Origin of the sequence: Kocuria turfanensis, from assembly GCF_001580365.1 — a bacterium.
Classification (GTDB): Bacteria; Actinomycetota; Actinomycetes; order Actinomycetales; family Micrococcaceae; genus Kocuria; species Kocuria turfanensis.
Genome location: NZ_CP014480.1, coordinates 313,822 through 339,252, shown reverse-complemented (window position 1 = coordinate 339,252; position 25,431 = coordinate 313,822). Strand labels below are relative to the sequence as shown.

Annotated in this window: 20 protein-coding genes and 1 pseudogene; 8 read left to right on the top strand and 13 right to left on the bottom strand. The window is 76.5% G+C overall.

Translation table 11 applies throughout. The features are described from left to right. Window positions 1-9 precede the first annotated feature (9 nt). Together AYX06_RS20905 and AYX06_RS01455 are read left to right on the top strand one after the other, a co-directional pair. Window positions 10-309, top strand: a pseudogene (locus tag AYX06_RS20905) (glycosyltransferase family 2 protein); the annotation flags it as partial. A 730-nt stretch (window positions 310-1,039) separates the two neighbouring features. Beyond that, on the top strand, window positions 1,040-1,891 hold the full coding sequence (locus tag AYX06_RS01455) for a Rieske (2Fe-2S) protein (RefSeq protein WP_062733738.1): 852 nt from the start codon (window positions 1,040-1,042) through the stop codon (window positions 1,889-1,891). A 68-nt stretch (window positions 1,892-1,959) separates the two neighbouring features. On the opposite strand, the gene AYX06_RS01450 is transcribed toward AYX06_RS01455, so the two are convergent. The 9 genes from AYX06_RS01450 to AYX06_RS01410 form a co-directional block, all read right to left on the bottom strand. Beyond that, on the bottom strand, window positions 1,960-2,961 hold the full coding sequence (locus AYX06_RS01450) for a UDP-glucuronic acid decarboxylase family protein (protein WP_062733736.1): 1,002 nt from the start codon (window positions 2,959-2,961) through the stop codon (window positions 1,960-1,962). 62 nt (window positions 2,962-3,023) lie between these two features. Next, entirely contained in the window at window positions 3,024-4,037 is a 1,014-nt protein-coding gene (locus AYX06_RS01445; protein ID WP_232319365.1) for a glycosyltransferase family 9 protein, read from the bottom strand. Beyond that, window positions 4,027-5,433 carry a PfkB family carbohydrate kinase gene (locus AYX06_RS01440; RefSeq protein ID WP_062733733.1) on the bottom strand — a complete coding sequence of 469 codons (1,407 nt, stop codon included), beginning with the start codon at window positions 5,431-5,433 and terminating at the stop codon, window positions 4,027-4,029. Before AYX06_RS01440 ends, AYX06_RS01445 begins: the two co-directional genes overlap by 11 nt. Next, complete coding sequence (locus AYX06_RS20325; protein WP_084271383.1) at window positions 5,430-7,289, bottom strand: glycosyltransferase; 1,860 nt, start codon at window positions 7,287-7,289, stop codon at window positions 5,430-5,432. The genes AYX06_RS01440 and AYX06_RS20325 overlap by 4 nt, the downstream gene beginning before the upstream one ends. Beyond that, on the bottom strand, window positions 7,286-8,245 hold the full coding sequence (locus AYX06_RS01430; RefSeq protein WP_062733731.1) for a glycosyltransferase: 960 nt from the start codon (window positions 8,243-8,245) through the stop codon (window positions 7,286-7,288). Before AYX06_RS01430 ends, AYX06_RS20325 begins: the two co-directional genes overlap by 4 nt. After that, window positions 8,233-9,342 (bottom strand): glycosyltransferase family 9 protein, encoded by a 1,110-nt coding sequence (locus AYX06_RS01425; protein ID WP_062733729.1) that lies wholly within the window; start codon window positions 9,340-9,342, stop codon window positions 8,233-8,235. Before AYX06_RS01425 ends, AYX06_RS01430 begins: the two co-directional genes overlap by 13 nt. A 2-nt stretch (window positions 9,343-9,344) precedes the next feature. After that, window positions 9,345-10,973 (bottom strand): HAD-IIIA family hydrolase, encoded by a 1,629-nt coding sequence (locus tag AYX06_RS01420; protein ID WP_062733726.1) that lies wholly within the window; start codon window positions 10,971-10,973, stop codon window positions 9,345-9,347. Beyond that, complete coding sequence (locus AYX06_RS01415; protein ID WP_062733724.1) at window positions 10,970-12,607, bottom strand: carbamoyltransferase family protein; 1,638 nt, start codon at window positions 12,605-12,607, stop codon at window positions 10,970-10,972. Before AYX06_RS01415 ends, AYX06_RS01420 begins: the two co-directional genes overlap by 4 nt. A gap of 49 nt (window positions 12,608-12,656) precedes the next feature. After that, on the bottom strand, window positions 12,657-13,628 hold the full coding sequence (locus tag AYX06_RS01410) for a polysaccharide pyruvyl transferase family protein (RefSeq protein WP_084271382.1): 972 nt from the start codon (window positions 13,626-13,628) through the stop codon (window positions 12,657-12,659). 290 nt (window positions 13,629-13,918) lie between these two features. On the opposite strand from AYX06_RS01410, the gene AYX06_RS01405 reads away from it, so the two are divergent. Further along, on the top strand, window positions 13,919-14,191 hold the full coding sequence (locus tag AYX06_RS01405; protein WP_062733721.1) for a hypothetical protein: 273 nt from the start codon (window positions 13,919-13,921) through the stop codon (window positions 14,189-14,191). A gap of 10 nt (window positions 14,192-14,201) precedes the next feature. Here the strand turns inward: AYX06_RS01405 and AYX06_RS01400 are convergent, their stop codons facing one another. Continuing rightward, window positions 14,202-14,981, bottom strand: a complete 780-nt coding sequence (locus tag AYX06_RS01400; RefSeq protein ID WP_062733718.1) for a cytochrome c oxidase assembly protein — start codon at window positions 14,979-14,981, stop codon at window positions 14,202-14,204. Continuing rightward, entirely contained in the window at window positions 14,978-15,478 is a 501-nt protein-coding gene (locus AYX06_RS01395) for a DUF2243 domain-containing protein (protein WP_062733715.1), read from the bottom strand. The genes AYX06_RS01400 and AYX06_RS01395 overlap by 4 nt, the downstream gene beginning before the upstream one ends. Window positions 15,479-15,578: 100 nt before the next feature. Here AYX06_RS01395 and pepN point away from each other — a divergent pair, with 100 nt between their 5' ends. Next, entirely contained in the window at window positions 15,579-18,191 is a 2,613-nt protein-coding gene (gene pepN, locus AYX06_RS01390) for an aminopeptidase N (RefSeq protein WP_062733713.1), read from the top strand. A gap of 89 nt (window positions 18,192-18,280) precedes the next feature. Further along, window positions 18,281-19,252 carry a hypothetical protein gene (locus tag AYX06_RS01385; protein WP_062733711.1) on the top strand — a complete coding sequence of 324 codons (972 nt, stop codon included), beginning with the start codon at window positions 18,281-18,283 and terminating at the stop codon, window positions 19,250-19,252. Window positions 19,253-19,390: 138 nt separating this feature from the next. Here the strand turns inward: AYX06_RS01385 and AYX06_RS01380 are convergent, their stop codons facing one another. Continuing rightward, on the bottom strand, window positions 19,391-19,594 hold the full coding sequence (locus AYX06_RS01380) for a hypothetical protein (protein WP_062733708.1): 204 nt from the start codon (window positions 19,592-19,594) through the stop codon (window positions 19,391-19,393). Between the two features lie 66 nt (window positions 19,595-19,660). Beyond that, window positions 19,661-21,079, bottom strand: a complete 1,419-nt coding sequence (locus AYX06_RS01375) for a hypothetical protein (RefSeq protein WP_062733706.1) — start codon at window positions 21,077-21,079, stop codon at window positions 19,661-19,663. A gap of 203 nt (window positions 21,080-21,282) precedes the next feature. On the opposite strand from AYX06_RS01375, the gene AYX06_RS01370 reads away from it, so the two are divergent. From AYX06_RS01370 to AYX06_RS01360, 3 genes are all read left to right on the top strand, one after another. Then, window positions 21,283-22,431, top strand: a complete 1,149-nt coding sequence (locus AYX06_RS01370) for a hypothetical protein (RefSeq protein ID WP_062733703.1) — start codon at window positions 21,283-21,285, stop codon at window positions 22,429-22,431. After that, complete coding sequence (locus AYX06_RS01365; RefSeq protein ID WP_062733701.1) at window positions 22,428-24,110, top strand: ABC1 kinase family protein; 1,683 nt, start codon at window positions 22,428-22,430, stop codon at window positions 24,108-24,110. Before AYX06_RS01370 ends, AYX06_RS01365 begins: the two co-directional genes overlap by 4 nt. Before the next feature lie 252 nt (window positions 24,111-24,362). Then, entirely contained in the window at window positions 24,363-25,316 is a 954-nt protein-coding gene (locus AYX06_RS01360; RefSeq protein ID WP_062733698.1) for a hypothetical protein, read from the top strand. The last annotated feature ends 115 nt before the right edge of the window (window positions 25,317-25,431 follow it).

Genomic DNA, 25,431 nt, shown 5'->3' with positions numbered 1-25,431 from the left:
GCGGTGGTGATGATCACCTACAACCGCCGGGACGAGGCGTTGCTGGCGCTGGCGCGGCTGCGCGAGCTGCCCGAGCGCCCGCACGTGGTGGTGGTCGACAACGGCTCGCAGGACGGGACCGCGGACGCGATCCGCGAGCAGCACCCCTGGGCGGAGCTGGTGGCCAGCGCGGTGAACCTCGGCGCGGTGGGCCGCAACGTGGCCATGGAGCGGGTGCGGACCCCGTTCGTGGCCTTCTGCGACGACGACACCTGGTGGGAGCCGGGGTCCCTGCGCCGGGCCGCCGACGCCCTGGCGGCCCATCCGCGCCTGGGCGTGGTCACCGGCCGGATCCTGGTGGAGCCCGGCGCCCGCGAGGACGCGATCAACGCGGAGCTGCTGCACTCCCCCGTGCAGGGCCCCGACTGGCTGCCGGGCCCGGCGCTGGGCAGCTTCCTGGCCGGGGCCTCCGTGGTGCGCCGCACGGCGTTCCAGGAGGTCGGCGGCTTCAGCGAGCGGCTGTGGCTGGGCGGGGAGGAGGAGCTGCTGGCCGCGGACCTCGCGACCGCCGGCTGGGAGCTGGTGCACCTGCCCGACGTGGTGGTCCACCACCAGGCCTCGACGGTCCGGGACCCGCACCTTCGCCGCCGGCACGGGCTGCGCAACACGCTGTGGTTCATCTGGCTGCGCCGGCCGCTGCGGGCCGCGCTGCGCCGCACCCGGGACGTGGTCGGCGGCGCCCCGCGGGACCGGGTGACGGCCCTGGCCCTGCTCGACGCGCTGCGCGGGGCGCCGTGGGTGCTGCGCGAGCGGCGCCCCCTCCCCGAGCGGGTGGAGCGGCGCTTCCTGGCCCTGGAGGACTCCCAGCGCCGGGCGCGGAGCCGGTGGCGCGCCGGCGCAGGGAACGGCTGCCGACACGAAGCCGCACCGTCTTGTGGGCGGGTTCGCCGCGGTGGGAGACTGTTCGGCCCGGGCCCGGCCGGTCACACCCGCCGGGTGCGGCGCCCGGCACCGGCCGGCGCCGCGGGCGGGCACCGTGGTCGCGCGAGGGAGGCCGGCAATGGGCGTGCTGAACGATCTGACGGGACGGCTGGAGCGCTGGGAGGCCCTCGACACGCTGGCCCGTCCCCTGGCCGCCGGGGTGGGGCGCGCGGTGCGCCCGCGCCCGGTCCGGAACCTGCTCGGCGGCAGCACCGTCGGCCATCCGCTGCACCCGCCGCTCACCGACGTGCCGATCGGCGCGTGGAGCATGGCCACGCTGCTGGACCTCGCCGGCGGCCCGGCCGCGGAGCCGGCCGCCGACCTGCTGATCGCCACCGGGCTCGCGGCCGCCGTCCCCACCGCCGCGACCGGCCTGCACGACTGGTCCGACACCCAGGGCGCGGCGAGCCGGGTGGGCCTGGTGCACGCCGCCGCCAACAGCACCGCCCTGGGCCTGTACGCGGCCTCGCTGCTGGCCCGCCGCCGCGGCCACCGCGGGACGGGCAAGGCGCTCGCCCTGGCGGGGCTGGGCGCGCGCTCGGGCGGGGGCTTCGTGGGCGGCCACCTCAGCTTCGCGCAGGGCGTCAACGTCAACCGCACCGCCTGGCGCCGGGGCCCCGCCGAGTGGACGGACGTCCTCGCCGAGGCCGAGCTCGGGGAGGGCGAGCCCCGGCGGGTGCCGGCCGGGCGGGTCTCGGTGCTGCTGGTCCGCGAGGGGGCCCGCATCCACGCCCTGGACAGCGTCTGCAGCCACCTGGGCGGCCCGCTGGAGCGGGGCGGCATCGCCGAGGGGTGCGTGCAGTGCCCCTGGCACGGCAGCGTCTTCCGGCTGGCGGACGGCGGGGTCGTGCGCGGGCCGGCGAGCTATCCGCAGCCGAGCTACGAGGTCCGCGTCCAGGACGGGAGGATCCAGCTCCGCGCCCGGCCGTAGGCGCCGCACGGACGCCTGACGGGAGGTCGCCCCGGCGCGGTCCCGGACCGGAGCGGCCCGGGCGCGCCTCAGCCCAGGCCCGGGGCGGCGGAGACCGGGCGGGCGGCGGCGCCGCGCCGGAACCACTCGACCGTGCGCTCGAGGCCCTCGCTCCAGGGCACCTCCGGCGCCCAGCCGAGGACCTCCGTGGCCAGCGCGGTGTCGGGCCGGCGCACCATGGGGTCGTCGACCGGGCGGTCGACGAACTCCACGGCCGAGGAGGACCCGGTGGCGGCGATGACGTCGCGGGCGATCTGCAGCACGGACAGCTCGTGCGGGTTGCCGATGTTCATCGGCCCGCTGTGCCCGCTGCCGGCCAGGGCGAGGATGCCCCGCACCAGGTCCGAGACGTAGCAGACCGAGCGGGTCTGCTCGCCGTCGCCGGCGACGGTGAGCGGCTCCCCCGCGAGGGCCTGCCGGATGAACGTGGGGATGGCCCGGCCGTCGAAGGGTCGCATCCGCGGGCCGAAGGTGTTGAAGATCCGCACGATCCCGGTGTCCACGCCGTGCTGGGCGCGGTAGGCGACCGTGAGGGCCTCGGCGAAGCGCTTGGCCTCGTCGTACACCCCGCGGGGACCGACCGGGTTGACGTGGCCCCAGTAGCTCTCGGGCTGGGGGTGGACCTGCGGGTCGCCGTAGACCTCGGAGGTGGAGGCGAGCACGAAGCGGGCGCCCTTGTCCTTGGCCAGGCCCAGGGCGTGGTGGGTGCCGATCGAACCGACCTTGAGCGTGTGGATGGGCAGCTTGAGGTAGTCGATCGGGGAGGCCGGGGAGGCGAAGTGCAGGACCAGGTCCACGTCGCCGGGCACGTGCACGTAGTCGGTGACGTCGCACTGGACGAGCCGGAACCCGGGGTCGCCCACGAGGTGCTCGATGTTGGCCGCGGAGCCGGTCAGGAAGTTGTCGAGGCACACCACCTCGACCTCCCGGCGGCGCAGCTCGGTGCACAGGTGGCTGCCGAGGAAGCCGGCGCCGCCGGTCACGACGGCACGGCGGATCGGGCGGGTGGTCACGTCGGGCGTGGGGTTCACGGTGCTCCTCTGGATCGACAAGGGATGGTGGGGCCGGCGCGGGGCCGCGGCGCCGGCCGGTCTCAGGTGCGGGCGGCGGCGGCCAGCTGGGCCCGGGCCGCGGCCAGGACCTCGTCCGGGGTGACGGCGGCGAGGCGCTCGTCGAGCTCCGCCGCGTGCGGGTCGCCCCAGGCCGGCGCGGACGGGTCGCCGTGCCACAGGACCGTGTGCAGCCCGGGGTCCACGGCCGGACCCCACCACGCGGGCGGGGTCGGGCCGAACAGGACCACGGAGCGCACGGCCAGGGCGGTGGCCACGTGCGCCACGCCGGTGTCCGTGCTCAGCACCGCGGCGCTGTCCCCCACGACCCCGGCCAGCCCGGCCAGGCTCAGGGTGCCGCAGCGGTCCTCGGCGCCGGCCACGCCGTCCACCACGGCGGCGGCGAGCTCGGACTCGGCCGGGGTGCCGGTGACGACGACCCGGTGGCCGTCGGCGACGAGCGCCCGGGCGACCTCCCGCCAGCGCGCGGCGGGCCAGCGCCGGGAGCCGGAGGCGGCGCCCGGGTGGATCAGCACGGGGGCGCCGGCCGGCGCGGGGCGGTGGGGCCGCAGGAGCAGGTCCTCGGGACCGCACGGGCCGCCGGCCTCGCGCACCAGGCGGCACCAGCGGTGCACCTCGTGCTCGTCCCGCCGCCAGGCCGGACCGGGATGCCCGGCCTCCGGGGCGGCGAACCCGACGAGCCGCTCGGGCCCGGAGGCCAGCAGCAGCTCGTGGCTGCGCGGGCCGCGCCCGTGCAGGTTCACGGCCACGTGCCCGCCGCGCACCGGCGGCAGCGGGACCAGCCCGGCCTGGGGCAGCACTGCGTCGACGACGCCGAGCTCGGTCAGCCAGGAGCCCAGGGGCTCCGGGGCGGCGAGCACGATCCGGTGGTCGGGCAGCATCCGGCGCACGCCGCGCAGGGGGGCCACCGCGGTCAGCGTGTCCCCCAGGCCCAGCGCCCGCAGCACGAGCACGTCCCCGGACCCGACCGTGGCCGGGTCCACGGTGCACCGCCCGGGCGCGGGACGGCGCTGCGCGGTGGCCGGCTCAGCGCTCACGGCCGGCCTTCTGCAGGATGGCCGTGGTGGAGCGCCCCGAGAGGTAGGGCAGCACGGTGACCCGCCCGCCCCAGCCGCGAACGTCGGCGGCCTCGGGCAGCTGCTCGGGGGTGTAGTCCCCGCCCTTGACCCACACGTCGGGGCGGAGCAGGTTCAGGGCCGCGCGCGGGTCGTCCTCGTCGAAGACCACGACCGCGTCGACGCTGCGCAGCGCGCTCAGCACCCGGGCGCGGTCGGCCTCGCCGACCACGGGCCGGCCCGGGCCCTTGAGCCGGCGCACGGAGTCGTCGGCGTTCAGCAGCACCACGAGGGCGTCGCCCAGGCGCCGCGCGGCGTCCAGGGAGGCGATGTGCCCGGCGTGCAGCACGTCGAAGCAGCCGCCGGTGGCCACCACGGTCCCGCCGCGCCCGCGGACCTCGCTCAGCAGCTCCTGCACCTCCCGGGGCAGCCGCTCGGCGCCCGGGTGCAGGGCCGGGCGGGCGTGCACCCCGGCGGCGCGGCGGGTGCGGTAGGTGGCCGCGCCGCCGGCGGCGACCCACTGGCCCGCGGCCTCGACGGCGGTCTCCACGGCCGCGGTCACATGGGCGCCGCCGCCCAGGGCCAGCGCCGCCGCGGAGGCGAACCGGTCCCCCGCCCCGCAGGGATCCGTGTTCTGCACCGGCGCCGCCGGCACCAGCTCCACGCCCGTGGCCGTGGCCAGGTACGCCCCGTCCGCCCCGGCCGTGACGGCCACGGCGTGGGCGGCCCAGTGCCGCCGCAGCCCGCCCGCCAGGTCCCGGGGCGTGCCCGGGGCGTCGAGGGCGGCCGCGGCCTCGGCGGCGTTCGGGGTGACGAGCGTGCAGCCCGGCACCGGGGCGCCGCCGCGCGGGTGCGGGTCCCAGACGACCACGCCGGTGCGGGCGTGCTCCTCCAGCGCCGCGCGCACGGCGGGGTCGGCGGTGACGCCTCCCCCGTAGTCGGAGACCAGCACGGCGTCGGCCTCCGCCAGGACGGCGGCCACGTGCGCGGCCGTGACGCCGACCGGGGTGCCGGGCCCGCCCTCGTCCACGCGCACGAGGGTCTGGCCCGCGCTGCGGACCCGGGTCTTGGTGCGGGTGCCGCCCTCGTGGCCGAGCCGCTCCAGGCGGACGTCCCCGAGCGCGTCGGCCAGCTGCCGGCCGGCGTCGTCCTCGGCCACCGGCGCCAGCAGCGTCACCGTCACCCGCGCCGGGACGGCCCCGACCGCCGGGGGCTCCGCGCACAGCAGGGCGGCCAGGCCGGCCCCGCCCGGGCTGGCGAAGACGGCGTCCACGTCCACCACCGGGACCGGGGCGTCGGGGCTGAGCCGGGTCGAGGTCCCGGCCACGTCCCGGTCCAGCAGGGCGTCGCCGACCACGACGATGCGTGCCGCGCTCATGCGACCCCCGCCCGCACGGCGTCGCGCGCCGCGAGCTCACCGGTCCGCTCGTCCCCGCTCGCGGGCTCCTCCGCGGCCGGGACCAGCCGGGCGTCGACGGCCGCGCACACGGCGTGCAGCAGCATCAGGTGCACCTCCTGGATCACCGAGGTGCTGGTGGCGGGCACCGTCAGGAACTCGTCCGCCCGCTCGGTCAGCGGGTTGGGGCCCGGGCCGGTGAGCGCCCAGACGTGCATCCCCTGCTCGCGCGCCCGCTCGGCGGCGGCCAGCACGTTGGGGCTGCGCCCGCTGGTGGAGAGCACCACCAGGACGTCCCCGGGGCGGCCGTGGGCGCCCACCTGGCGGGCGAAGACCTCCTCCGCGCCGTAGTCGTTGACGATCGCGGTGAGGCTGGAGGTCTCGGCGGACAGGCAGAGGGCCGACAGCGGGCGGCGCTCGTCGACGAAGCGGCCCACGAGCTCGGCGGTGAAGTGCTGGGCCTCCGCGGCGCTGCCGCCGTTGCCGGCGGCGAGCACGCGCCCGCCGTCGGTCAGCAGCCCGGCCAGGCGGGCGCCCCAGCGGTCCACCACGTCGGCGTGCCGGGCGGCCTCGCGCGCCGCGACGGCGAGCTCGTGCGCGTGCGTCTCCAGCCACAGCTCGGTCCGGTCGCGCAGCGGCGGGTGCTCGCGCCGGTGGCGCTCGAGCACCCGGGCGTAGGAGCGCTCCGTCTCCTCCGCGACGCGCTCCCAGCCGAAGAGCCGTTCGACGCGCTCGCGGCCGGCGCGGCCCATCCGGGCGGCCAGCCCGGGGTCCTCCAGCAGGGCGCGCAGGGCGGCGGCGGTGCCGGCGACGTCGCGCGGGGGCACGTGCAGGCCGGTCACGCCGTCCTCCACGCTGTCGAGCAGCCCGCCCACGGCGGTGCCGACCACGGGGCGGGCGCAGGCCATCGCCTCGAGCGGGACCATGCCGAAGGGCTCGTACCAGGGGGTGCAGGCCACGACGTCCGCGCCGGCCAGCAGGGCAGCGGTGTCGTCGTGGTCCACGCGCCCGAGCAGCTCCAGGCGGCCGTCCACGCCGAGCTCGCGGGCCAGGGCGCGCAGCCGCAGGGCCTCGGGGTCGCGGTCGAGGTCGGCCCGGTCCGGGCCGCCCGCCACGACGAGCTCGGCCTCGGGCAGCTCGGCCAGGGCCCGCACGACGACGTCGACGCCCTTGCGCTCCACCAGCCGGCCGAGGGCCAGGATCCGGGGCCGGCGCCGGCCGGTGGGCGGCGGTGCCGGGACGAAGGCGTCCAGGTCCACCCCGCAGGGCACGACGTCGATCCGGGAGTCGTCCCCGCCCAGGGCGAGCAGCTCCGCGCGCTCGTCCCGGCAGGTGGCCAGGACCAGGTCCGCGGCGGCGATGATCTCGTTCTCCGCCGCGAGCCGGCCGACCGGGCTGGTGTCCGCCGCGCCCTGGTGGCGGCGCTTGACGGCGCCGAGGGCGTGGAAGGTCTGCACCACCGGGATCTGCAGGGCCTCGGCGGCCCGACGGGCGGCGATCCCGGACATCCAGAAGTGCGCGTGCACGAGGTCGGGGGCGCCGGTGCGCGCCCAGTCCCGGGCGAGCCAGCGGCCGAACTCGTCCATGTAGGGGGCGAGGTCGTCCTTGGGCAGCGGGCTCGCTGGCCCGGCCGGGACGTGCACCACGCGCGCGCCGGGGGCGAGCTCCACGACGTCGGGGAGCCGCACGGCGTCGCGCCGCGTGTAGACGACGACCTCGTGGCCGCGGCGGGCCAGGCCCGTGGCCAGGGCGGCCACGTAGACGTTCTGCCCCCCGGCGTCGACCCCGCCGAGTGCGGCCAGGGGACTGGCGTGCTCGGACACCATTGCGATTCTCATGCAGTCACCTTCTCCAGGATGCGGTCCCAGTCCGCCAGGAAGCGGTCCAGACCGTAGTGTCTCAGGGCGTGCTCGCGGGCGGCGGTGCCCGCGGCGGCCGCCGCGTCGGGGTCGTTCAGCCAGTGCCGGGCCTGCGCGGCGAGGGCCTCCGGGTCGTTGGAGAGCAGCCCCGCCCCCGGCGGCACGGCGCGCGGCGCCTCGGTGGTCGAGAGCCCGAGCACCGGCATGCCGATGGTCATGGCCTCGAGCAGCGCCAGCCCCAGGCTCGTCCACCGGTAGGGGTGGAAGTAGGCCCGGTGCTCGCCGAGGGCCCCGTGCAGCTTCTCCTGAGGATAGTTCTCGTGCAACCGCCCGGCCATGTGGGGCGCGTGCTCGGCCAGCCGGTCCATGCCCATCCCGTACACGTCCACCGGCAGCTCCCGGGCCAGGGCGGTCAGCAGGTCGGTGCCCGCGATCCGCCCGCGACGGACGGGCTCGTTGACCACCGCGGCCAGGCTGGCGGCGTGCCCGGTGTAGAGCGGGCCGGGGTCGAGGATGCCGTGCTCCACGACCTCCGTGGGCGCCTGCCCGTTGTCCCACATCATCCGGTTGAAGTGCGTCACGTGCACCACCGGGATGTCGGAGCGCTCCGCCATCGGGTGGCGGGTGGCCACGGCGGGTCCGCGCGGGGTGTCGTGCTCCACGTACACGGCCGGGAGGTCGGTCCCGGCCCGGCGCCCGGTCCAGCGCTCGAGGAGCTCGAGCTCGTGCGGGCGCTGGAGCACCACGGCGTCGATGTCGGCGTCGGCCAGCTCGGCCGGGCCGAGCTCCACGGCGGAGGCGGGCCAGTCCCAGGTGCGGGCGCGGCCCCGGCCGTCGGGGCCGCGGTCCTCGACCACGGGCAGCAGGCAGGTGTGGGAGCCGTGGACGAACGAGGTGGTCCACGAGCCGTGGACGTGCCAGATCAGGACGCGCATCGGGGTCCTCCTTCCGGTGCGGGAACAGGGGCGGGGGCGCCCGCGGGGCGGCGCGTGAGGTCCTCGACGGCGGCGAGCACGGCCGCGGGCGGGACCTCGGACAGGCACGGGTGCCCGGGGACGGGGCAGTCGCGGGCCCGGGAGCCGCGGCAGGGCGCGGTCTGGTCGCCGAGCAGCACGACCGGCACCCCGTAGGGGGCCCACCGCTCGGGCGGGACCACCGGGGAGAAGAGGGACACGACCGGGGTGCCCACGGCGGCGGCGAGGTGGGCCGGGCCCGTGTTGCCGACGACGACGCAGGCCGCGGCGTCGAGCACGGCGGCCAGGCCCGACAGGTCCGTGCGGCCGGCGAGGTCCAGCACGGCGCCCTCGGGCGCCGTGCGCAGCGCGGCGGCCCGGGTCGCCGCGGTGAGCTCGCGCTCCCCCGGACCGCCGGTCAGGACCACGGTGTGCCCCGCGGCCGCGAGCCCGGCCGCGAGGGACCCGGCGTGCTCGGGGGTCAGACCGCGGGAGGGGACGGAGGCACCCGGGTGCAGCACCACGTAGCCCCCGCCCGGGACGGCGTCCGCGAGCTCCGGCGGCAGCGGGGGCAGCGGGCGGCGCACGGCCAGGCGCAGCTCGTCCCCGGTGGCCGGCGGCGCGCCGGCCGCGACGGCGAGCTCCACGGCCGCCTCGACCTCGTGCCCGCCGCCGGGCGGGTCGGCGCGGCGGTGCCGGACGTCGAGCAGGGACCCCGGGTAGTCCTCGCTGGTGGCCACCACCCGGGGGATCCCGGCGAGGCGGGCCAGCAGCGCCATGGGCAGGGGGCTCTGGTGGAAGGACGTGAAGATCACGGCGAGGTCGTAGCCCCGGGCGGCGAGCTCCCCGACGAGGCCGAGGGTGGCCTCCGGGTCCACCGGCGGCGGCCGGAAGCCCGACCAGGGCGCCGAGTGCTCGAGGACCTGCGCCACGTCCGGCAGCAGCCGGGCGGCGGCCGCCCCGGAGGGCGAGGCCAGCAGGTCCACCGGGCTCCCGGTGCGGGCCAGGGCCCGGAGCGCGGGGCCGGTCAGCAGGACGTCCCCGTCCGAGTCGAGGCGGACGGCGAGGATGCGGCCCACGCTCAGCCCCGGGCCCCGGCGGGCACGGCCGGGCGGCCGGTCGGGGTGCCCAGCACGGAGGCGACCGCCTCGGTCAGGGTCGCGGCCACCGCGGGGGCGGCGGCGACCTCCTCCTCGCGGGTCACGGGCGTGGGCACCAGCACGGAGCGCGCCCCGGCGGCCTGGGCCGCCTCGACGTCGGCGCCGATGTCCCCGATCAGCACGCACTCGGCGGGCTGCACGCCCAGCTCCGCGGCGGCGGCGAGCACCATGCCAGGGCTCGGCTTGCGGCACGCGCAGCGGTCCTCGGGGGCGTGCGGGCACAGCTGCCAGGTGTCGAAGGGGCCGAGCAGCTCGGCCACCCGGGCGTTGACGGCGTCGACCTGCGCGCGGGTGAGCAGGCCGCGGCCGATGCCGGACTGGTTGGAGACCACGCCCACGGCGAGCCCGGCGGCGCGCACGGCGGCCACGGCCTCCTCCGCCCCGGGCACGAGCTCCACCTTGGCCGGGTCGCCGTTGTAGGGCACGTCGTGCACGAGGGTGCCGTCCCGGTCGAAGAGCACCGCCCGCACCGGGACCGGCCAGGGACCGGTCCCCCGGTGCCGCCACCGGCCGCGCAGCTTGTGCCGCACGGCGGCCACGGGGATCGCGGCGCTGGTGCGGGTCATGCGGCTGAGCTCGGGCAGGAACTCGGGGTCCCCGGGCCGCGGGCCCGGGCCCATGCGCAGCATCAGGAACCGGCCGGTGAGCCAGCCCCAGGCCGCGGCGCCGGTGCCGGCCGCGGCCAGGGCGGTGCGGGCGCCCGAGCGCCGGCCCAGGGCGGCGGCGCCGGCGGCCGTGGCCGCCCCGGCGGCGGTGACCCCCAGGGCGCCGACGGTGGCGACGTGCCACGCGAAGCCGCCGCGGGGCGCCTCGGCCGCGGCGCGCCAGTCCGGCCCGTGCAGCCGGCGCATCAGGGCGTCGTCGGCGTTGCCGGCCTGCACGCGCAGGCTCACCAGGTCGTCGGCCGGGCGCACCGGGTGGGTGATCCGCCGCTCGCCCCGCACGAGCTGCCAGCCCGCCCGGCGCACGCGCAGGGCGAGGTCGGCGTCCTCGCGGTAGGCGCGCGGGAACCGCTCGTCGAAGCCGGAGACGGCTTCCAGGGCCGCCACCCGGTAGGCCATGTCGGCGGTGGCCCAGTCGGCGTCCTGGAGGGAGGCGGTGTTGCGCTCCCAGTCCGTGGGCCGGCGGGTGTCCGGCAGCGGGACGTCGATGCGGCCCTGGGTCGCGCCGATCTCGGGCCCGCAGGCGGCGAGGTCCTCGGCCAGGCGCTGGGCCCAGCCGGCGGGCAGCTCGACGTCGTCGTCGAGGAACGCGATCCACTCGGCACCCGAGCGCCGGGCGGCGCGCCAGCCGCGGTTGCGGGCCGCGGCGGGGCCGCGCCCGTAGCCGCGCACGGTGCGCACGGTCCAGGCGACGGTGTCCGGGACCGTCAGCTGCAGCGGCGCCACGTCCCCGCGGCGGTCGTCGACCACGACGACCTCCAGCGGGCCGGGGTGGCGGGCGTCGACGTCCTGGGCGGAGAGGGTGTCCAGCAGCCACTGCAGGGTGGGCCGGCCCACCGAGGGGATGACGACGGCGTAGGTGGCGGTCTCGGTGGGTGCCGTCGTCATCGGGCCTCCTGGAAGAAGGAGGCGCGACGGACCAGGTGCGGGCCCAGCACGAGCGCGGCCACGGGGGCGGAGCCGAAGAGCTCGAGGGCGTCGCGGGGGTCGTCGACCATGGGACGGCCGGCGGTGTTGAGCGAGGTGTTCACGACGACGGGCACGCCCGTGCGCTCGTCGAAGGCCCGCAGCAGCGCCGCGATCCCGGCGTTGTCCTCGTCCGTGACGGTCTGGATGCGCGCCGTGCCGTCCACGTGGGTGACCGTGGGGATCTTCTCCCGCCACTCCGGGGCCACGTCGTGCACGAACAGCATGAACGGGCTGGGCATCGGTCCGCCGCTGAAGATCTCCGCGGCGCGCTCCTCGAGGACCATGGGCGCCACGGGGCGGAACTGCTCCCGGCCCTTGACGTCGTTGAGCCGCTCGAGGTTGTCCGGGTGCATCGGGTTGGCGATCAGGGACCGGCGGCCCAGGGCGCGGGGGCCGAACTCGCTGCGGCCGTCGAACCAGGCGACGACCCCGTTGTCCGCGAGGACGTCGGCGACCTCCCCGGCGAGGTCCTCGGGCGTGGTGAAGGGCACCTGGGCGGTGCGCAGCCACTGCGCGAGCTCCTCGTCGGACCAGCTGCGCCCGAGGGCGGCGGTGGGCTGCGGCTCCCCCAGGTCACCGGCCTCCTGGGCCAGGTGCAGGGCGGCGCCGAGGGCGGTGCCGGAGTCGCCGGAGGCGGGCTGGACCCAGACCTCCTCGAAGGGGGTGTCCCGCCAGATGCGGGAGTTGGCCACGCAGTTCAGGGCGGTGCCGCCGGCCATGGTGAGCACCCGGTCGCCGGTCTGTCCGTGCAGCCAGGTGGCGAGGTCCACCAGGACCTCCTCGACCACCGCCTGCACGGAGGCGGCGAGGTCGGCGTGGTCCCCGCCCCAGGTGCCGTCGTCGATCCGGCGGGAGGCGAAGCGGCTCCAGTCCGGGGCCTGGGCGGTGAACCCGCCGTCGCCGGTGGCGCGGACGATCTCGCGCAGCTCGGGCAGGAAGCGGGGCTCGCCGTAGGAGGCCAGGGCCATGACCTTGAACTCGTCGGAGGAGCGCAGGAAGCCGAGGTGGTCGGTGAGGGACTCGTAGAGCAGGCCCAGGGACTCCGGCAGGGCCTGGCGGTGCAGGATCTCCAGCTCGCCGTCGCGGTAGCGGCCGGCCAGGTGCGAGTGCGCCTCGCCGCGGCCGTCGACCACGAGCACGCTGCTGGTGCGGGAGGGGGCGGCCAGGCCCGCCGACGCCGCGTGGGCGACGTGGTGCTCGACGAAGCGGACCTTGTCCCGGTCCAGGCCGGGCAGCGCCTCGGCGAGGAAGCCCGGGGCGCGGCGGGCGTAGTCCACCCGGACCGGGTCGTACGGGTCGTCCGGCATCTCGGCGGCGATCGCCGGGTCGAAGGAGTAGCCGACGGCGTCCAGGTCCGCCGGGGTCAGCCCGGCCTCGGCGAGGCACCAGCGCATCGCCTGCTCGGGCAGCTCCCACGCGGAGAACGGCACGGGCCGCTTGCCGTGCTTGCGCCGGGAGAACCGCTCCTCCTCCGCCGCCGCCACCACTCTGCCGTCCACGACGAGAGCCGCCGCGGGGTCGTGAAAAATCGCGTTGATGCCCAGGTAGTTCATAGAGCGGAGTATTACACAGACTGATCAGGCGGCTGATCTTGGGGGCGTGTCACCGCTGGTGCGCGGGGGTTCCGGCGCTCTCGAGGAGCCCGTCGGAGATCCCGCCGCCGAGCCGGCCGGCCGCGTCGAGGCGCGGGGTGCCGCCCAGCGACCGGACGAGGTCGTGCAGCTGCTCGGCCCCGCTGGGATCCTTCGCGGAGCGCGCCTGGGCCGCCTTCCGCCCGTCCTCCGACAGGCACCAGTGCAGCTGCTCCTCGAGGCGGTCGGCGCCCAGCTCCTCGGGCCCGACGACGGCCGGCCAGTCCCAGGCCCGCGCCTGGGCGGTGACCTTCCCGCCCCCGGCGACGGGGTCCACGGCCAGGACGGGGACCCCCGCCCGCAGGGCCAGGACGAGACCGTGCATGCGCATGGTCACGACGGCGTCGAGCCGGGCGATGACGGAGCCGACCTGGGCCGCGGTGGCGGGCAGCCGCCAGTCGCGCGGGTCCAGCCGGGTCTCCAGCGGCAGCCGGGCCGCGTCCAGCCCGCCCAGCCACGCCTCGAGCCCGGCCCGCGTCGTCTCGTGCCGGCGGCGGGCACCGTACTCCTGCTGCCCGGAGGTGAGGTAGACCCCCAGCACGGGCACCGCCTGCGGCGCCGGGCGGGCCGCCAGATCGCGGTGGGCCCCGGACCCGGGGCGGTCGCGGGCGATCACCCGGTGGAACCCGGCGGTCACCGGGTCGGCGGGGTCGAGCACGCTGACCCCCACCGCGGTCCGGCGGCAGTGGGCGAAGCGCTCGTGCAGCTCGGCGATCGAGCGGCCGGTGGCCGGCCCGCAGACGAACACGAGATCCGTGTACCGGCCGGGGTCGGCGTCGTCGAGGCGCAGCCCGCCGGGCGGGCACATCACCGCGCTCCAGGCGACGTCGTGCGGGATGCCGGCCGCGCCGAGGGCGTCGGCGACGGCGTCCATGGCGAGGACGTCACCGGCCGTCGCCTCGCCGTGCAGGACGCTGGACCAACCGACCACGAGTGTGCGCATGCCCCCGAGGCTACCGGCCGGCGGGCCCCGGTCCGGCACACCGCACCGTGGGCGGGCCCCCGCCCCGGCCGGCGCGCGGCTGCGCATTTCCCCTGGTGGCGGGGGGCGGGCGGGTCTAAGCTCGACCTCACGGGTCAAGCAGCCGGCCACGCCGTCCCGTTGTGGAAGGAATCCTCCATGGACTCCCAGCTGACCGTCGTCGTGCAGATCGACCCGGTCGCCCGGTGCCGCACCGGCACCGTCCCCGTCCCGCGGCCCCCCGGCGGGACCGACCCGGCGGGGGTGGCGGCATGAGCGGCCTCGACACCGTCCCGTCCCCGGCCGGCCCCGCCGCCGGGGGAACGCCCGGCTGCGAGACGTGCCTGGGCCCGGACTGCGCCTTCCCCGCCGAGCTCTCCGCCCTGTCCCTGGTGGAGCTGCAGGTGCTGCACAGCCGGGTCGCGTGCCAGCTCGAGCACGAGTACCTGACCGGTCCGGACGGCCCGCACCCCGTCACCCAGGACCGGCACGACGAGCTCCTCGCCGAGCTCGAGGCCCGGGGCGGCTCCGCGCCGGCGGCCTGAGCCCGGCCGTTCACACCGCCGCCGGGGCCGTCCGGGTCCGGCCGGCGGCGTACCACTGGGCGAAGAAGACCACGAGCAGGGCCACGTCCACGGCGTCCCCGCCGTAGTACATGATCCTGGACCCCAGCTGCGCGTCGGCGGTGCCCACCCCGGCGGGCGGGTCCCCGGAGAGCCGCTTCGCCAGCACCGCGTGCACGGTCAGGAACCCCACCAGCACCGCCGCGCGCAGGCGGAGGGATCCCCGGTGGGGGTCGGGGTCCACGCCCACGACCGCCGCGGTGAAGAGGTACCCGGCGAGCAGCACGTGGGCGTGCACGGCCGCGTGCACCGGCGCCGAGGAGTGCATGGCGGCGTACAGGCCGGTGCCGTACAGCACCCAGAGCCCGCCGGCGTTCAGCGTCCCCGCCACCACCGGGTGGCTCACCACCCGGACCGGACGGCTGCGCAGGAGCCGGGACAGGGACCGGGCGCCGGCCACGGGCAGCGCCCGCAGCGCCAGGGTCACGGGCGCGCCGAGCACGAGCAGCAGCGGCGCCGCCATCCCGAGGAGCAGGTGCACCACCATGTGGGCGACGAAGCTGCCGTGGGCGGCGGCGGCCAGGGGTCCGAGCAGGGACGCCCCCGCGCAGCCGAGCCCCGCGAACCACAGGACCGTCCGTCCGCCCGGCCACGGGCCGCGGTGCCGGGCCGCCCACAGCGCCGCGGCGTACCCGGCCGCACCCGCCACCAGGACGAGCCCGGCCGCGGCCTCGACGGCGGCCCAGTCCGGGCCGCCGTGGTGCGGGCTCACCGGGCGGCCCGGGCGGGCCGGGCGCGGTGGAGCACCCCCAGCCCCGCCGCGAGCGCGAGCACGGCGGTCCCGATCCAGGTGGCGTCGTAGAGCAGCAGGTCCACGTCGTAGCGGACCTGGTGGATCCGGAGCACCTTGTGCAGCACCACGCCGTCGAAGAGCTGGAAGGCGCCCAGGCCGGCCAGCAGCGCCCCGGCCCAGCGCCCCCGGGACACGGGCCCGCGGCGCCGCACGTCGGCGAGCAGGAAGAGCGAGCCGACCGTCACGAACCAGCCGAAGGCGTGGAAGAGGCCGTCCGAGAACAGCGCGACGCCGGTGGTGGACAGGTCGTAGAAGTGGTGCCAGTGCAGGATGAGGTGGAACACGGCGAGGTCCACCACGGAGGCGGCGATGCCCGCGCCCAGCAGCGCGCCGGCGAGCACGGTGCGGCGGTCCTGCCCGGCGGGACCCGCCGGCTCGGGGGCGCGCCCGCTGCGGGCGGCGGGGGCGTCGGCCATGAGGGGCCTCCTGGGGTCGAGGGCGGCGGTCGCCTCCAGCCTAGGCACCGTCAGCCTGCCGTCCAGGGCGGGGCGGCGGCCCGGATGGTTCAATGGCACCGTGCGCAACGACAACCTGACCCGCCGTGAGGCCGCCGAGCGCTCCGCGCTGATCACCGTGGAGGACTACGAGGTGGTGCTCGACCTCTCCGCCGCCGCCGACCCGGCGGAGGACTCGTTCGGGTCGGTGACCACGGTGCGCTTCCGCGCCGAGGAGGGCGCGCAGACGTTCCTGGACTTCATCGCGCACTCGGTGGAGTCGGTGACGGTCAACGGCCTGGCCCTGGACCCGGACGACGTCGTGGAGGGCTCCCGGATCCGGTTGCCGTCCCTCGCCGCGCACAACGAGGTCACGGTGGCCGGCCGGGCCCGGTACTCCCGCTCGGGCGAGGGCATGCACCGCTTCGTGGACCCCGCCGACGGGCGGACCTATCTCTACACGCAGTACGAGCCGGCGGACGCCCGCCGGGTCTTCGCCGGCTTCGAGCAGCCCGACCTCAAGGCGTCGTTCCGGTTCACGGTCCTGGCCCCGGAGGGCTGGGAGGTCTCGTCCAACGGGGTGCGGATGGCGACCTCCCCCGCCCCGGAGGCGGAGCGCGGCGGGGCGCTGCGGCACGAGTTCTCCCCCACCGAGCGGATCTCCACGTACATCACCACCGTCCTGGCCGGGCCCTACCACCGGGTGGCGAGCGAGTGGCGGCACTCCTTCGAGGACGGCAGCCGGATGACCGTGCCGCTGGCCCTGTACTGCCGGGCCTCGCTGGCCGAGCACCTCGACGCCCGCGAGCTGTTCGACCTCACCCGGCAGGGGCTGACGTTCTTCACCGAGCTCTTCGACCACCCGTACCCGTTCGGGAAGTACGAGCAGGCGTTCGTGCCCGAGTACAACCTCGGGGCGATGGAGAACCCGGGTCTGGTGACGTTCACCGAGGAGTACCTGTTCCCGGACGGGGCGACCCGTGCCCAGTACCAGGGCCGGGCGAACACGCTGATGCACGAGATGTCCCACATGTGGTTCGGGGACCTCGTGACCATGAGCTGGTGGGACGACCTGTGGCTGAAGGAGTCCTTCGCGGAGTTCATGGGCGCCCACGCGTCGGTGCAGGCCACCGACTTCGAGGAGGCGTGGATCGCCTTCGCCGACCGGCGCAAGGCCTGGGCGTACCAGCAGGACCAGCTCCCGACCACGCACCCGGTGGTCGCCGACATCCCGGACCTCGAGGCCGCCCGGCAGAACTTCGACGGCATCACCTACGCCAAGGGCGCGGCGGTGCTCAAGCAGCTCGTCGCCTTCGTGGGCTACGGCCCGTTCGTCGACGCGTGCCGCTCCTACTTCCGCCGCCACGCCTACGGGTCCACCACGCTGGAGAACTTCCTGGCCGTGCTCGAGGAGGCCTCCGGGCGGGACGTGCGCGGGTGGGCGGAGTCCTGGCTGGGCACCTCGGGGGTCGGCACCCTCAGCCTGGACCTCGCCCGGGACGACGACGGGGCGGTGACCTTCGCCGCGCTGCTGCAGGAGCCCGGCCCCGGCGTGCTGCGGCCGCACCGGCTGCTGCTCGGCGGCTACGAGCGCGGGCCCGGGGACGTGCTGGTGCGCACCGGCACGGTCAGCGTGGACCTGCCCGCGGCGGCCTGCGTGGAGGTCCCGGAGCTCGTGGGCTCCACCGCCCCGCTGCTGGTGGTCAACGACGAGGACCTGACCTACGCCAAGACCCGCCTGGACCCGCTGTCGCTGACCACGGCGCTGAGCTCGCTGTCCTCCGTGGAGGACGCCATGGCCCGGGCCCAGCTGTGGTCGGGGCTGTGGAACGCGGCCCGCGACGCCGAGCTGGACCCCGGGGACTGGGTGGGGGCCGTGCTGGACCACGGGTTCGCCGAACCGCAGCCGGGGATGTTCGCCAACGCCGTGGAGCACGCCGTGCAGGCGGTGGAGCGCTACACCCCGCCGGCGCGGCGGGACCGGCTGCGGGGGCGGCTGCTCGACGTCGCCGTGCGCGAGCTGCGCGGGGCGGACCCCGGCAGCGACCGCCAGCTCGCCCTTGCCCGGCAGACCGCGCGCCTGGCCCGGCGCGACCGCTCCCACGACGGCTGGCTGCGGGACCTGCTCACCGGGGCGGACTCCCTGCCGGGGCTGGCGCTGGGCTCGGAGCTGCGCTGGGCGCTGTGGACGGCGCTGGTGGCGACCGCCCACGGCCCGGACCCGGAGCTGGAGGCCGCCGTGCAGCGGGAGCACGCGGCGGACCGCACCCGCACGGGGCAGATCGGGTGGGCTCGCACCCGCGCCGCCCGGCCCACCCCGGAGGCCAAGGCCGAGGCCTGGGCGGCGATCACCGGCGAGGGGCTGTCCAACGACCTGCTGACGGCCACCATCGCCGGGTTCCGGCTCGGCCCGGAGGAGCTGGTGGAGCCCTACCGGGAGCCCTACTTCGCCATGCTGGAGGAGGTCTGGGCGCGCCGGTCCATCGGGATGGCCACCCGCACCGTCGAGGGCCTCTACCCCTCGGACGTCGATCTGGAGCCGGGCCGCGACCCGCAGCACCACCCCGTGGTGGCGCGCACGGAGCTGTGGCTGACCAACCACGCCGGAGCGCCGGCCGCGCTGCGCCGGATCCTGGCCGAGGAGCAGGACCACCTGCTGCGGGCCCTGCGCGCCCAGGCGGCCGCCCGTCCCTGACGGGCCGCCGGGCCGGGCCGGGCGTCATCTACCGGCCCGGTGCGGCCGGAGCGTTGACACCGCCCGCGCCCGATCCCGACGATGACGGCATGGCCATCGGCACCGGAACCCGGGCAGGACTCGACGTCGAGCTCCTCGTGGACCCCGACGGGCCTGTCGAGGCGGGCGCGCACCTGGGGGTGGTCGTGCGGGCGCGCGCCACGGAGGACGAGCACGCAGGCTTCGACGGTGCCACCGTGGAGCTGCTCCGCACGCTGCGCTACGGATACCGCCGCGGCAACCTCTACGGGGCGATGCAGACCGCCTGGGCGGAGGACACCGTCACCGTGGACACCGCCACCCTGGACACCGCGGTGGACCGCGCGCCGGACGACACCTCCGCCCGGCCGGACCCCGACGAGCCCGCGGTCCTCCGCGCCGAGCTCACGGTCCCGGCCGGGGCGCCGGGCAGCGCCGAGGGGAAGCTGATCCAGGTCCGCTGGGCGGTGCGGCTGCGGCTGCCGCGCCGAGGGCGCCGCGACGTCGTGCGGGAACGGCCCGTGGAGGTCCGCGCCGGAGCGCGGGAGGGGATGGCCGACGCCCACACGCCGCCGCAGGAGCGCTCGCGGGCCTACGCGGCCATGGACCTCGACCGGCTCTCCTCGCGCGCCCTCGTCCCGGGACACCCGCTGACCGGGACCCTGCGCCTGGCCGCGCTCACCGGCGTGCCCGCCCGCTCCTTCCGCGTCGAGCTCGTCCTGCAGGAGCGCGTCGAGCACGGCCCCGGCGCGGGGGCGGACCCCGCCCGCAGCCCCGCCGACGACGGCCGGGAGGTGGAGACCGTCGTGTCCCGCACGGTGGTCCGCGGCGGGGACATCCCGGGCGGGCAGGTGCGGGAGGTGTCGTTCACGCTGCCGGTGCCGGACCGGCTGCCCGCCCCGACCCTGCGGCTGCCGGGGCTGCGGATCCGGTGGGCCCTGCGCGCGGTGATCGACGTGCCCTGGCGCCCGGACCCCACGCTCACCCTGCCGCTGCACGCCCCCGCGGTCTCGGCGCCCGGCACCGGGGGCGCTGCGGTCTGACGGCGGTCGCCCGGGCACGCCGATCGGCGGCCGCAGGACAGCGTCCCGGGAGGGGTCAGGGGCTGCGGAGTCAGGATCTCGACGGGCGGTGGCAAGGAGGCCCGCCGCCCGGGGTGCGCCCGGTCCGGCGGCGCCGCCTCAGCCGGCGCGGCGGGCGGCCCGGCGCAGCACGCGCTCCACCGCGCGCTGGGCGTCCTCGTTGGACTTGAAGACCCGCCGGTCCAGGCTCTGGCCGAGGGACATCGACGAGTTGCCCATCTGCAGCACGTTCACCTTGGAGTCGTTGGAGCGCGTGCGGCGCGGCTGGGGCTCCTGCGGGCCGGTGCGTGCGTCGTAGGCCATGGTGGATCCTTTCCGTGACCTCTCCAGTGTAGGAGGCCACCGTCCCACTGAACAGAGCGCCGCCGGTCACGGCCCGCGCCGTCGCGCCCGGGCGGTGTAGCGGCCGCGGTCCACGGCCCGGCGCACCCACCAGGTGCGCACGACCAGCACGAGGGACAGCGCGTGCAGGAGCAGCAGCGTCGCCCAGTACGTCCCGGCCGCCCCCGGGGTGAAGGGCACCGACGCCGCGCCGGCGAGCATGAGCATGACGAACGCCTCCAGGTTCAGGGCGTAGCGCAGCGGGCGCATCACCCGCACCGACAGGTCGTGCTCGGGCTGCCGGTTGATCCAGGACAGCAGCACTGCGACCACGGACATCACGATCGACGCCGCCGCCGACGGCACCTGCCAACCCGGCCCCAGCACCCGGTCGGGCGCGGCCGCCACGAGGCCCACGAGAAGCAAGACCGCGGTGATCAGGCTCACCGCCACGGACGCGAACGCCGTGATCCCCTGCCGGGCCGGCAGGATCACCATCTCGCAGAAGGCGTCGTCGAACCGGGACGTGGGCCGCAGCGCCAGGTGGCCGCGGACGGCGCCGGGCCACCGCTGCACGGTCCGGTCCTCGGCCAGGACGCGGTCCACCGCCCGGTCCGGGGCCGTGCCGCTCCGGTCGTCCTCGGCGGAGAGGACCGTGAACTCGTGCAGCCGGACCTCCGCGGGCACCGTCAGCTCCAGGTGGAAGCTGCGGCAGGAGGCGAGGTCGTGCAGGCCCACCCGGCCGACCCAGGGCTTCCAGCAGTGCCGCAGCCGGTCCTGCGCCCGTGGCCGGCGGCCGGCGGCGTACTGCTCGTCCATCGCGTACTTGAGCACGAGCCGCCGGCCCGCGAGCTCGGCGGGCAGCGCGAAGGTCAGCAGGAACCCGCGGGCCAGCTGGTCGGCCACCGTGGTGAACAGGGCGAAGTCGCCGTCCCAGTTCTCGGCGTCCTCGGCCGAGAGCCGGCCCAGCACGATCAGCTCGTGCACGACCGCGCGCAGGTGCTCGCAGTGGGCCCAGAACCGGTCGAGGGCGTCCTCCACGAGCAGCTCCGGCGCGTGCACGATCGCGGGCACGTGCTGCTCGGCCAGCAGCGCGGCCTCGGCCAGCGGCAGCTGCTCCGGGATGAGCCCGCGCAGCAGCAGCTCGGCGAGCGCCCCGTTGTCCTCGGTGCCGAGCACGGGGGCGGGCTCCCCCTCGCAGACGGCGTCGAAGTTGCGCAGGGGCTGCTTGGCCTGGATGGTGACCGGCACCAGCAGCCGGCCCGCGGCGTCGGCCGGCCACGGGTCGTGGGCGGCGAGGTCCACGTCGAGGGAGACCTTCCGCCGGGTGACGCCGTCGGGGCTCATGAGCACGGACTCCACGCGGCGGTGGATCCAGCCGCCGGGGCTGAGGAACAGCGTGCGGAGCACGTCGACGTCCACGGCCGTGCGGGCGGGCTCGGGCGGGGGGACCTGGCCCTGGGGCATCCGCACCTCCTCTCCGGTCCCGGTCCGGCTCTCGTCCCGGGGCGGGCACCGGGGCCCGCCCCGGTGTCCTGATCGGTGTCCTGACCGGTGATCATTGCACCAGTCGGCCCGGACACCGTAGGGGCCGGGGGGATGAACCGGCCGATCCGGGAATCGTGAGAAGCTATTGACGACTTGCCGCCCCAGCTCCACCGAGGGAGACCATGACCGACTACGCGCTCAACGACCGCGGCTCTCTGGAGATCGTCACGGAGAACTTCTACGACACCGAGATCATGCGGGTGTTCGGCGGTCTGTCCTTCGGCAAGCTGCGGACCTGGACGGGCAATGCGGCGCTGGTGCCGGAGCCGGACAACCCCTTCGACCCGCACACGGTCTCGGTGCGGATCGGGCCCAACAAGATCGGTCACCTCGCCCAGCAGGACGCGCAGCGGTACTGGCCCTACCTGGCCCGGGTGATCGCCTCGGGGTTCACACCGGTGGCCCCGCTCAAGCTCGACGCCACCGTGCTGCGCCAGGACGGGCAGGCGGAGGTCGACGCGTCGGCGCGGCTGTCGATCGCGGCCCCGGACCTGCTGTTCCCGCTCAACACGCCCCCGACGCACGCGACCGTGCTGCCGCAGGGGCCCTCGATCAAGGTCCTGGACGAGCAGGAGTTCGCCGAGTACCTGCACAGCGTGGTGCCGCCGTCGGGCGAGGGCCGGGTGATGCTGACCCTGGAGGCGAACAAGGTCAAGAACCACCACGGGCAGGTCGTGGACACCGTGGACGTGCTCTACGAGCGCCGGCAGGTGGGCCGGCTCTCCACCCAGATGTCCCAGCAGTTCATCCCGATCATCAACCACGCGTTCCAGCACGAGCTGCTCACCGCGGTGTGGGGCACGATCCGCGGCTCCGCCTTCGAGGTGTCGATGACCATCCAGGCCGCCCGCCCGGAGGAGATCCCGGCGGAGTGGTTCGAGCGGCTGCCCAACGACGTCCCCGAGCTGCTCCCGCCCGCCGACAGCCACCCGGTGCCGGACGCCTACGTCCCGGCCGAGGCCGACCGCTCCCGCAACGCCAAGAAGTGGCGCAAGGGCCTGACCGTGACCGGGGCCGGCGCCGAGCGCTCGGGGCAGGACGAGGACGTCTCCGCCCAGCGCTCCTCGGCCCGGCCCCGCGCCGGTGCCGCCGGGCGGGTCGGCGTGGCCGTGTGGGCGCTGCTGGCGGTGACCGTGCTGCTGGCCGGGGTCGGGGCGGTGTTCCTGGGGATCGAGCCGCTGGTCAGCGCGCTGTGCTTCATCGTGGCGGTGGCCACCGGCTTCATGTCCTTCTACCTGGCCCGGATGAGCACCGGAGTGGCCGGCCGATGATCAGCCGCCGCGAACGCTTCCTGCAGATCCTCGAGGTGCTCTCCAAGCACGGCTTCGGCTTCGCCCTCGGCGGGATCAAGGAGGAGTGGCGGGCGCCGCTGGCCCGGGTGCGCCTGATCGACCCGAACAAGCTCTACAGCCAGCCGGTGCACCTGCGGCAGGCCCTCGAGGAGCTCGGTCCCACGTTCGTGAAGCTGGGGCAGCTGGTCTCCACGCGCCCGGACCTCCTGCCGCCGCGCTACGTGCAGGAGCTGACCCGGCTGCAGGACAACTCGCCGCCGGTGCCGCCGGAGCAGATCCGCGCGATGATCGAGTCCGAGCCGGACTCCGCCGCGGAGGAGATCCTCGCCCAGATCGACCCCACCCCGCTGGCCACGGGCTCGATCGGCCAGGCCCACGCGGCCGTCTACCACGGCGTCGACGTCGTCGTGAAGGTGCGCCGGCCCGGCGTCGTCGAGGAGGTCAACCGGGACCTGGAGATCCTCGCGGAGCTCGCCAAGCTGCTGTCCACCTACTGGCCGGCCGTGGAGCACTTCGACCTCGCGGGGTTCGCGGACGAGTTCGCGCAGTCCCTGCGGGACGAGCTGGACTACCTCACGGAGGCCCGCAACGCCCAGCGGATGGCGGAGAACTTCCGGGGCGACCCCCGGGTGCACATCCCGGAGATCTTCTGGGAGGCCTCCACCTCCCGGATCCTCACCATGGAGCGGGTCCGCGGGATCAAGATCAACGACTACCCCGCGCTCGAGGCAGCCGGGCTCGACCGCCACCTGCTGGCCGTGGACTCCACCGAGGCCATCTGCCGGATGATCTTCGAGCACGGCTTCTTCCACGCCGACCCGCACCCGGGCAACCTCTTCGTGGAGGCCGGCGGGCGGATCGGCATCATCGACTTCGGCATGATGGGCACCCTGACCGACGAGTTCCGCGACCACCTGGTCACCCTCATGCTCGGGGTGGTGCAGCAGAACCCCCGGCGCGCCGCCGCCGGGCTGCTCGGCATGACCTCCCAGGAGGAGGACGTCAACAAGCGGGAGCTGGACCGCGACGTGGGGATCCTGCTGCGCCGCTACGCCAACAAGCCGCTGCAGGAGGTGCGGGTGGGCCACCTCATGGGCGACCTCATCGGCCTGCTGCGCCGCTACCGGATGCACCTGCCGCGCGAGTCCGCCCTGTTCCTGCGGATGCTCGTCACGGCCGAGTCCGTGGGCACGGGCCTGGACCCGGACTTCGACCTGGTCACGGTCCTCACCCCCTACGCCCAGCGCTTCGTCCTGCACCGGCTCTCCCCCGAGGTCCTCGTCAAGCGGCTGCGGGACACCGTGGAGGACGCCGTGCAGATGGGCGTGGAGGCCCCGGAGTACCTGCGCCGGCTGATCGTGGTCCTGGAGCGGGGCGGCTTCGACGTCCACCTGCGCGCCGACGAGTTCGAGCCGCTGCTCAAGCGCGGCGAGAAGATCGGCCACCAGGTGGTCGCCGGGGCGGTGATCGCCGCGTCCATCAACGGGATGGCCCACATCCTGGCCTCGGACCCGGAGCGGTGGCGCCGGTACCACACGCCGCTCATCGCCGGCGGGGCGACCACCGTGGGCACCCTCACCGGCTACCTGGTGCTCTCCACCAACGTGCCCAAGGTACGGCGCCTGGCGAGCACCCTGCGGGTCCGGCGCCGCTTCTGAGCCCGGCCGGCCGCCTCCGGGGCCGCCCGCCGGCTCGCGCGCACGAACAGAGGTCCCGGACGGGTCCCGGCGAAGTGTCCCGGCAGTAGTCACACCGGGGTCACACCGCGGGCCGCATCATGGCCGTGCGACCGGCGGGCCCCGGCCCGCCCGGCGGACGGGCGCGAGGGCCCGGCCCGGTCGCGGCCACCGTCCACCGCGGCGGGAGCACCGTGCCACCGGCCGGTCCCGCCCCGCGTCGAGGAGCACACCATGACCACACGGGACCTTCCGCACGACCGGACCGCTGCCGCCTCCCCCGGCGGCGTCTCCCGCAGGAACCTGATCACGGCCGGGGCGGTGCTGGGTGCCGGGGTGGCCCTGGGCCCGGCCCCGGCCGGCTCCGCCGCACCCGTCACCACCACCGCCTGGTCGGGCTGGGAGGACCTGGGCGGGGTCTGCCGCTACGGCACCGGCGTGTCCTCCTGGGCGCGGGGCCGCCTCGACGCCTTCGTCGTCGGCACCGACGACGCGCTGTGGCACAAGTGGTACGAGGGCGGCTGGAGCGACTGGGAGAGCCTCGGCGGCCGGCTGAAGTCCAATCCCGCGGCCGTCTCCTGGGACCGCGACCGGATCGACTGCTTCGGCATCGGCCGCGACAACGCCCTGTGGCACAAGTGGTGGAACGGGCGCCGCTGGAGCGGCTGGGAGAGCCTCGGCGGCCGCTGCCGCGGCGGCGTGGGGGTCTCCTCCTGGGCGCGCAACCGGCTGGACTGCTTCGTGCTCGGCACGGACAACGCCCTGTGGCACAAGTGGTGGAACGGGCGCCGCTGGAGCGCCTGGGAGGGCCTCGGCGGCCGGCTGCGGTACAACCCCTCCGCGGTGTCCTGGGACCGGGACCGGATCGACTGCTTCGGCATCGGCACGGACAGCGCCCTGTGGCACAAGTGGTGGAACGGGCGCCGCTGGAGCGGCTGGGAGAGCCTCGGCGGCGTCTGCCGGGGCGGGACCGGCGCCTCGTCCTGGGCCAGGGGCCGGCTCGACTGCTTCGTGGTCGGCACCGACGACGCCGTGTGGCACCAGTGGTACGACCGCGGCTGGAGCGGCTGGGAGAGCCTCGGCGGGCGGGTCAAGCACAACCCCTCGGCGGTCTCCTGGGCCCGCGACCGGGTCGACGTGTGCGCGATCGGCAGCGACGACCGCCTCTACCACAAGTGGTGGGACTGACCCTCGCCGCACCGCCCCGGCCCGGGCCCCGGCACCGGGGTCCGGGCCGGGGCGGTCGCACTCGATGCGGGGCGCGACATGTCGTTGACTTCCCCCGGGGCCGCGGCTCAGCATG